This is a genomic window from Psychrobacter sp. ENNN9_III, from assembly GCF_001462175.1.
Lineage (GTDB): Bacteria > Pseudomonadota > Gammaproteobacteria > Pseudomonadales > Moraxellaceae > Psychrobacter.
Genome location: NZ_LNUO01000012.1, coordinates 1 through 2559 on the forward strand (window position 1 = coordinate 1; position 2559 = coordinate 2559).

Below are 2559 nucleotides of genomic sequence, written 5' to 3' on the forward strand. Positions count from 1 at the left end.
TCGACCCCAACCTTGGCAAGGTTATGCTCTACCACTGAGCTAATCCCGCTAAATATCAAATCGCAGTGTTATTGATAACGACTACGTCTCGATAGGCTGGCTATTTTAGCAAATATTCTGGGACTGTCAATGCCTTTTTTCAACTTTATTGTTAGTATCGCTAGATTTGGTCTTAATTCAAACTAAGTATCAACATAAACTATTAATTTAGTAAGCAATATTATTTATTTATAATGCAGGACAATAAAACAATATTTCTATCTCACATAATCATTTTACTTACAAGGATACGTTGTTTTGTTACTTTTCCTACCTTTGTTTTTTATCATTAACATTATTATACTTATGTTTAACAAAAGTTCGGGTAAAATTTTATTAGGTATGTAGATTGGCAAGCGATAAGAAAATTTAAATAACAGCTTATCTGTCTATCCACTATGTTGTCTTTGTTCAACTTTTTTACTATTTATAATGAGGATATTTATCATGAGAAAAATGCTTACTACTACGGTGATGGCAGCTTCGTTATCGGCACTTACTCTGACAGGTTGTACTAGCACAACCAATAGCGGTGCAGTTGGCGTTGATCGTCAACAGTTATTATTGGTTTCTAGTGAACAGGTACAGCAATTATCAGCCCAAAGTTATAATAAGAATTTGCAAGAAGCTCGCAAGCGTGGTCTGCTTGACACTAATCAGGCACAACTTAATCGTCTCAAGAAAATCTCTAACCGTTTGATTGGACAAGTTGGTACATATCGTCCAGATGCCGCTAAATGGCAATGGGAAGTACATACCATTAAATCAGATCAATTGAATGCTTTCGTTATGCCGGGCGGTAAAATTATGTTTTATTCAGGCATCATCGATCGCCTAAACCTGACGGATGATGAAATTGCTGCGATTATGGGTCATGAGATGTCTCACGCTCTTCGTGAACATTCTCGCGAACGCCTCTCACGTGAGTACGCAACTCAAACTGGCATCGGTGTCGCAGCGAGCATTTTTGGTCTATCGCAAGGTCAGGCACAATTAGCAAATGTCGCAGGTGACCTAGGTTTGAGTCGTCCGCACAGCCGTACTCAAGAAGCAGAAGCCGATCAAATTGGCCTTGAGCTAATGGCACGCGCAGGCTACAATCCGCAAGCATCGATTACCTTATGGCAAAAAATGCAACGCGCCAGCCAAGGCGAGCCACCGCAGTTTTTGAGCACTCACCCAACCAGCAGCAACCGTATTGCCCAGCTACAATCATTAATGCCTAAAGTCATGCCGCTGTACCAACAATCACGCCGTTAATTTAATCACGCCAGTTTAGATTGGCTATAAAGCAGAGTACAGACTATAGTTTGTATTCTGCTTTTTTACTGCTGTCGGTAAAAGCGTAACGTCTATTGAATGACAAAGTATCATTAGTAGTGTCTGCTATAATAGCAGTAATAAATCGCCAAAAGACGCTAATACATAATAGACGCTAACACGACATAAAAAAGGACTGCTATGAGTACCACACCTACCGCTGATGCGCTACATGCTGAGCTACAATCATTACAACCGCAGTATATTGAGCTGATCAATGAATCAATGAACCATGCAGGCTACTTTGATGGCAAAGAAAGCCACTTTAAACTTACCATCGTAAGCGATGCTTTTGAGAGTAAGCGTTTGGTTGCTCGTCATCAACTGATTTATGGTCTAGTCGCGCCCCTACTCACTTCTCAAGGCGGCTCGGTACATGCATTGGCTATTCATGCCTATACGCCAACAGAATGGCAAGGTCAAAGCCCAGATAGCCCGTTGTGTGCTGGTCAAAACACCTAAACCATCTGATTCATATTAATGGTGTAGTGTGAAACTGATACCATATTACATAACGAACAAAGTGACCGTTAAATGTGCTTGCACGCTTTATTGACGTGATGCCTGCATCGCTGCATGATTAGATTACTTTAAAGGGATAATACTCAATGAAACATTTACATATGCTGATGGCTGTCCTGACCATTGGACTGTTTTTTATATCAAAGCTATCTGGTGTTGAGTGCTAATAGCCGTGCACCAAAGGCGGTGAAGATAGCCACGCATATCATCTATGCTCTTGTCATCGGCTCAGGTGCCATTATGCTGATGCAGCTAATAAGCGCAAACGCTCCAGTACAGTGGGTATTTGCCAAAGTCATTTTGCTAGTCGCCGCCATTAGTGCCAGCGTAAAAGCCTTTCATAACCACGCCACGCCTGGCCAAAGAAAGACAGGGATTTTGATCTCTGCGATTGCCTATACAGGCATCGTAATACTTGCTTTTGCCAAGCCTGCAAACTTATTTTGATATGTGTCTCACTTATAATGAGAGATTACGAGGCATAGGTTGATATAAGCTATACAAAATTTATAGCCGACGCCTTATGTTTATTTTGTAGTAGAACGACTATGTTTAAGCAGATTGAATATTTAATAGATATTATATTTTTCAATATCTTAATTTGTGGTTTTTTGCTATCTTAAATACAATCACTTAGCCTGATGGAGCTATTATGAAAACTTTCTCTGCCGCGACACT

The 2559-nt window shown here is 40.4% G+C and carries 3 protein-coding genes; all 3 read left to right on the top strand.

All coding sequences use genetic code 11. The features are described 5' to 3' along the window. Window positions 1-486 precede the first annotated feature (486 nt). The 3 genes from PENNN9_RS00840 (at window position 487) to PENNN9_RS00850 (ending at window position 2328) form a co-directional block, all read left to right on the top strand. Window positions 487-1299: a M48 family metallopeptidase gene (locus PENNN9_RS00840; protein WP_058367885.1), complete on the top strand. Its 813-nt coding sequence runs from the start codon at window positions 487-489 to the stop codon at window positions 1297-1299. A gap of 201 nt (window positions 1300-1500) precedes the next feature. Then, the gene (locus tag PENNN9_RS00845; protein ID WP_058367886.1) at window positions 1501-1821 is read left to right on the top strand and encodes a BolA family protein; all 321 of its coding nucleotides are present in this window, start codon (window positions 1501-1503) and stop codon (window positions 1819-1821) included. Between the two features lie 213 nt (window positions 1822-2034). Further along, entirely contained in the window at window positions 2035-2328 is a 294-nt protein-coding gene (locus PENNN9_RS00850; RefSeq protein ID WP_264752880.1) for a SirB2 family protein, read from the top strand. The last annotated feature ends 231 nt before the right edge of the window (window positions 2329-2559 follow it).

Bases quoted from the DNA above. Each gene is read 5' to 3' on its own strand.
- PENNN9_RS00840 (WP_058367885.1), top strand. From the start codon at position 487: ATGAGAAAAATGCTTACTACTACGGTGATGGCAGCTTCGTTATCGGCA.
- PENNN9_RS00845 (WP_058367886.1), top strand. From the start codon at position 1,501: ATGAGTACCACACCTACCGCTGATGCGCTACATGCTGAGCTACAATCA.